This is a genomic window from Mycobacterium sp. NGS57 (assembly GCF_059812405.1).
This window is the reverse complement of sequence record NZ_JCALCP010000024.1, coordinates 1-6,152: the sequence shown is the minus strand read 5'-3', so window position 1 is coordinate 6,152 and position 6,152 is coordinate 1. Positions and strand designations below refer to the sequence as shown.

The 6,152-nt window shown below is 80.9% G+C and carries 2 protein-coding genes; both read right to left on the bottom strand.

Annotated features, from left to right (window positions below; translation table 11 throughout):
* Window positions 1–1,179, bottom strand: a 1,179-nt coding sequence (locus AC5Y43_RS24890; RefSeq protein ID WP_499977270.1) for a PE family protein, incomplete at its 3' end; no start/stop codon positions are given.
* Between the two features lie 115 nt (window positions 1,180–1,294).
* The gene (locus AC5Y43_RS24885; protein ID WP_499977273.1) at window positions 1,295–5,584 is read right to left on the bottom strand and encodes a PE family protein; all 4,290 of its coding nucleotides are present in this window, start codon (window positions 5,582–5,584) and stop codon (window positions 1,295–1,297) included.
* Window positions 5,585–6,152: the final 568 nt, after the last annotated feature.

Below are 6,152 nucleotides of genomic sequence, written 5' to 3'. Positions count from 1 at the left end.
TGATCCGCCTGTCCCGACGCCGCCGGGATCGCCACCCACGCCGCCGGTCCCGCCGGCGGTCACCGCATCCCCGGCCCCACCGGCCCCGCCGTTGCCGGCCGCTCCCGCATTCCCGCCCGCCCCGCCGGCGCCGCCGAAACCGTTGGCGCCCAAGGGGCCGAACAAACTCGAGCCATGCCCACCCACGCCGCCGGCGCCGCCATTGCCGCCCGTGCCGCCGGTGCCGCTATTGCCGCCGTCACCGCCGGTGCCGCCCACCACCGTCGACGCCCAGCCCGCCCCACCAACACCGCCCGAACCGCCGGCGCCGCCGGTCCCGCCGACCCCGCCGGCCCCGCCGGCACCCCACACCAGCCCACCATTGCCGCCGCTGCCACCGGTCCCGCCGCTGCCGCCGTCACCACCCAAACCCCCGGTGCCGCCGGCGGCGAACTGGCTGCCCGCGCTACCCGCGGAACCTAAAGCACCGCCCAGCCCGGTGCCACCGACCCCGCCGGCCCCACCGGCCCCGAACAGCAGCGCGTTGCCCCCGAGGCCCCCGGCCGCGCCGGAGCCGCTCCCGACGCCGATCCCGCCCTGGCCCCCGGCCCCGCCGTTGCCAAACAACCAGCCACCCGTGCCACCCACACCGCCGGACGCGCCGGCCCCGCCCATCCCGCCGGACCCGCCGCCACCCAGCAGGCCGGCCGCCCCGCCGGCCCCGCCGGCCTGCCCGGGCGCGCCCGAGCCGCCGTTGCCGCCGCGACCGATCAAAATCCCGCCCGGCCCACCCGCCGCGCCCGAACCCGCCGCACCGTCGGCACCCGGGCCGATCAGCGGGCGGCCCACCAAGATCTCGGTCGGCGTATTGATCACCGCCAACACGTCCTGCTCGAGGGTGCCCAGCGGCGACACCGCGGCCGCCTCGGTCGCCCCATACGAGAAACCCGCCCCGCTCAGCGCGGCCACGAACTGGTCCTGAAACGCGGCCGCCTGCGCCGTCAGGACCTGATACTCCTGACCCACCGACCCGAACAACCGCGCGATCGCCGCCGACACCTCATCCGATGCCGCGGCCGCGATCTGCGTCGTCGGCGCCGCCGCCGCCGCACCCGCCGCGCTCAACGCCGAGTTGATCCCGGCCAGATTCGTCGAGGCGGCCACCAACGCCTCAGGCGTTGCAAACACAAAAGACGACACGCAGGGCTCCCACCGTCCAAAGCCCGATTCTCAGCCGCCCGAGTACCGCCCCGATCCGGGACGCACTACTGCAATTTCCGGGCGGACCAGCGAGCGACTACTGCAATCGGTCGAATCACGTACCGTCCGGGCCGCGCTGGCCGTCCGGGCCGTCTTGACCGGGGGGCGCGCCGGAACCGCCGTCGCCGCCGTCGCCGAGCGCCCCGCCAAGACCGGGTGTACCGGGGGAGGCCAGCGAGTCGCCGGCAGGGCCGCGGTTCCCGCCCGCGCCGCCGCTGCCCCCGCCTCCGCCGTTGCCACCGGTTCCAGAAGTGGAGGCGCCGCCGTCCCCGCCGGAGCCGCCCGCCCCGCCGTTGGCGCCGTTGCCGCCGTTGCCGCCGGGGGCTTCGTAAAAATCGCCAAAGCCGCCGGCACCGCCGGCACCGCCGGCACCGCCAGCTCCACCGGTGGCGCCATGGCCGCCATTACCTCCGTGGCCTGACCCCAACGCCGCGCCGCCGGCGCCCCCATCGCCGCCGGCGCCGCCAGCGGTGCCGTTGCCCGCACTGCCGCCCGTGCCACCGTTTTTGCCCGACAGCATTTCTCCGCCGACGCCGCCCGCACCTCCGGTGCCGCCGTGCCCGGCGGCACCCGCGGCCCCGCCGTCGCCGCCGTTGCCGGACCCCAGTGCCCAGCCCCCGGCACCGCCGGCGGCGCTGTTACCGGCCGCGCCGGCGTTACCGCCGACACCGCCAGGACCGGCGTGATTAGTTGGCTCGGAGCCGCCGCTGAAACCGGGTACGGCCACGCCGCCCGCGCCGCCGCCACCGCCATTGCCGCCGTTGCCGCCGGCGCCGGACGCCCCGCCGGCACCGCCATTGCCCGTCCCCACGGATACGCCGCCCCTGCCGCCGGAAACCCCGTGTCCACCGGCACCGCCGGAGCCGGCGCGACCGCCGGCTCCGCCGTCGCCGCCATAGAAGTCATCCCCGCCGCCCCCACCGGAGCCGCCGCTGCCGCCGGCGCCGCTATTACCCGCGGTCCCGCCGGCTCCGGCATTGCCGTTTCCGTCCGCGGAGCCGCCGTCACCCCCGACGCCGCCCACGCCGCCGGCCCCGCCGACACCGGCGCCGCCGCCGTCAGCGGCAGCGCCACCCAGCAGGGCTTGTCGGGCCCCGCCGTGGCCGCCGTCTCCGCCGGCCCCGCCGTAGCCCGCGGTGCCGCCCGCGCCGCCGACGCCGCCGTTGCCGGATCCCAGCGCTGTTCCGCCGGCACCGCCGGCCCCGCCGTTACCACCGGGAGCGCCGTTACCGCCGGGTCCGCCGTCACCGGGGATCAGGTCCGTGGCACCGTTGCCGCCGCGGCCTCCGTTGCCGCCGTTACCGCCGTTGCCGCCGGTCCCGCCGGCCCCGCCGTTGCCGGATATCGCGCCACCCGAGCCGCCGGCGCCGCCGGCGCCGCCGCTGCCGCCGACCCCGCCGGGAGAGCCGGCGTTGAAGTCCGGCCCGGTGTAGCCGGGTGCGCCGTCGGCACCGGACAAGCCGTTGCCGCCGTTGCCGCCGTTGCCGCCGTTCCCCACTGATCCGCCGTTGCCGCCGGCCCCGCCGGCCCCGCCGGTCCCACCGAGGGCGGCACCGACGCCGCCTCTCCCGCCGTTGCCGCCGTTGCCGAGCGAACCGCCGTTCCCACCGTCCCCACCGGCCCCGCCGGCCCCGCCACCGGCGGCGCCGGCCCCGCCGTCACCCCCGTTGCCGGCGGCGGCCGTCACCGTGGCGCCCTGGCCGCCGTCGCCGCCCGCGCCGCCGGCGCCCCCGGCACCGGCCGCACCCGGGGCCCCGGGTTTTGCACCGCCGCCGGCTTCGCCGCCCTCTTGGCCGCCGGCGCCGGGCGCGCCGCCCAGGCCGCCGCTGGCACCGTCGGCGCCGGCACCTCCCACGCCATGGGCCGAGGTGCCGCCACTGCCGCCGCCGCCGCCGAGACCCCCGGTGCCGCCATGGCCGCCCACGCCGCCGTCACCGGCGAAGTTGATTCCGCTGTAGCTGCCCCCGGTGCCCCCGGCACCGCCGTTGACACCGGCCGCGGCGGCGCCGGCCGCCCCGCCGTGACCGCCCGCGCCGGCCCCGTCGGCCGCGCCGCCGTTACCGCCGGTCCCGCCGACGCCACCGCTTCCCGAGTTGCCACCGGCGCCTCCGACTCCGCCGTGGCCGCCGAGGGCCAAGGGGCCGGCCTCCCCGCCGGTGCCGCCCGTGCCGCCGACCCCGCCCTGGCCGGCGGCGCCGCCGGTGCCGCCCGTGCCGCCGTCGCCCGATCCCAGGGCTTCTCCGCCGGCGCCGCCGGCCCCGCCGTTCCCGCCCGCCGCGCCCGTACCGCCGGCTCCGCCGGGGTCGCCGGACTCGGTGAGGATGCCCGACGCGCCGTTGCCGCCCTTGCCGCCGGCCCCGCCCTGACCGCCTGCCCCACCGGTTCCGCCCGTTCCGCCGTTGCCGGATACCGAACCGCCGTTGCCGCCGGCGCCCCCGGCGCCGCCGCCCGCGCCCGCGTTACCGGGCCCACCCGCGGTGCCTTCCCCGTCGATGCCGGGAACGCCGGCAGCACCGGCCGCGCCGTTGCCTCCGGCTCCGCCCTCGCCGCCGTTGCCGACCGATCCGCCGTTGCCGCCGGCCCCACCGTCGCCGCCCTGCCCGTTGTTGGTGCCCGCCACGCCGAGGGCGCCTTGGCCGCCGCGGCCGCCGTCGCCGCCGCTGGTGACGGCGACGCCGTTGGCGCCGGTCTCCCCGGTGCTGCCGCCGTGACCGCCGGTGCCGGCGGCTCCGCCGGTGCCGCCGACGCCGGCCTGGCCGGGGTTGCCGCCGGTGCCGCCGACGCCGCCGGTGCCGCCACCGACCGCGCCCGCCGCGCCGGCGCCACCGTTGCCGGGTGTGCCGGCGTTGCCGCCGTACCCGCCTTCGCCGCCGGTGCCGTTGAGGCCCGCGCTGCCGGATCCGCCGGTGGCCACGCCGCCGGCGTTGCCGCCGGCCCCGCCGGCGCCGCCGTTGGCCCCGTTACCGCCGGTGCCGCCGTTTTGGCCTGGGTCGCCGAGGAAGATTCCGTGCGTGCCGTCGAGCCCGTTGCCGCCGTTGCCGCCGGCGCCGCCGGCGCCGCCGAGTCCGCCGGTGCCGCCGTTGCCGCGGATCGATCCGCCCAGGCCGGCTGCCCCGCCGGCGCCGCCGTTCCCGCCGGCGGTGCCGGCGGTGCCGGAGTCGCCGTGGCTGAGGCCGTCGACGCCGTCGATGCCGTTGGCGCCGGTGCCGCCGGCCCCGCCGTTGCCGCCGTTGCCCAGGTTGCCGCCGTTGCCGCCCGCCCCGCCGGCGCCGCCGTGACCGCCGGGCCCGGTGGCGTTGGCGCCGGTGCCGCCGGTGCCGCCGTCGCCGGAGACTCCGGCGGGCAACTGGCCGGCGATGCCGTTGGTTCCGGTGTGCCCGCCGCCGCTGTCGCCGCCGAGGCCGCCTTGGCCGACGGTGCCGGCGTCGCCGCCATGGCCGCCTTGTCCGCCGTTGCCGGCGGTGGCCGCGGCGCCGCCGTTGCCGCCGGCGCCGCCGTTGCCGCCGGCGCCGCTGTTGGCGCCGTTGCCGCCGTCGCCGCCGAGACCGTGCGCGCCGTCGGTGTAGCCGGCGCCGTGGTGGGCCCCGCCGATGCCGCCGGCCCCGCCGTTGCCGCCGGCGCCCCCGGCCCCGCCGGTGCCACCTGCCCCGCCGGTCCCGCCGTTGCCGCCGGTCGAGGGACCCGACAAGTCCTCGCCGGGGAAGTTGGTGGAATTGGCCAGACCGCCCGCGCCGCCGTCGCCGCCGTGGGCGCCGGCCGCGCCTGCCCCGCCGTCGGCGCCGTGGCCGCCGTCGCCGCCGAGGCCGCCGTCGCCGCGGATCGACCCGCCGGCCCCGCCGGCTCCGCCGGCTCCGCCGGCACCGCCGGCCTGACCGCTGGCCCCGTCGCCGCCGCGCCCGCCGTTGGCGCCGTTGGCCCCGGTGGCCTGGCTGAGGTCCAGCGAACCGCCGCCGCCGCCGGTCCCGCCGTTGCCGCCGGGGGCGCCGATGCCGCCAGCGCCGCCGTTGCCGGCGGCCGCGCCGGTGCCGGCTCCGGTGGTGGCGAGGTAGGTGCCGCCGGTGCCGCCGTTGCCGCCGGCCTGGCCGGGCACGGTGCCGGCGGCGCCGTCGGTGCCGGCCGTGGCGGTGTTGAAGGACTGTGGGTAGCCGGTGCCGTTGTCGCCGTTGGCCGCCGGGGCCACCGGGGTGGGGTTGACGCCGGCCGCGCCCGCGGCGCCGTTGCCGCCGTTGCCGCCGTCGCCGCCGTCGCCGAAGTTGCCGCCCGCACCCCCGGCCCCGCCAGCCCCGCCGGCCGCGCCGGCGGTCGTGGCGGTGAACCCGGCCCCGCCGTTGCCGCCGTTGCCCATCACCCCGGCCGGGGTGGAACCGGCGGTGCCGTCGATGCCGTGGGTGGAGCCGGTGCCGCCGATGCCGGCGTCGCCGCCGATGCCGGTGTTGCCGCCGGCCCCGCCCGCCCCGCCGTCGAGGTGGGTGGCGTCGCCGGCCGCGCCCATGCCGCCGTCGCCGGGGGTGGCGCCGTTGCCGCCGTCGCCGGCGTTGCCGCCGGTTCCGGTGGTGCCCTGGGTGCCGTGGGGGGCCAGGCCGCCGATGCCGCCGTCGCCGCCGTTGCCGCCGGCGCCGCCGTTGCCGCCCGAGCCGCCGGCCTGGCCGTTGGCGCCGGGGGTGGTGGCGTCGGCGCCGTCGAGGCCGGCGCCGCCGTGACCGCCCGAGGCGCCGTGTCCGCCCGCGCCGCCGGCCCCGCCGTCGCCGGAGATCGCGCCGCCGGCGCCGCCGTCGCCGCCGTTGCCGCCGGCGCCGCCGTCGGTGCCGTTGCCGCCGGATTGGCCGGTCGTCGTGGCGGCCACGCCGTCGGTGCCGGCCGCGCCGTGGCCGCCGTCGCCGCCGTTGCCGCCGGCGCCGCGGTTGCCGCCGGCC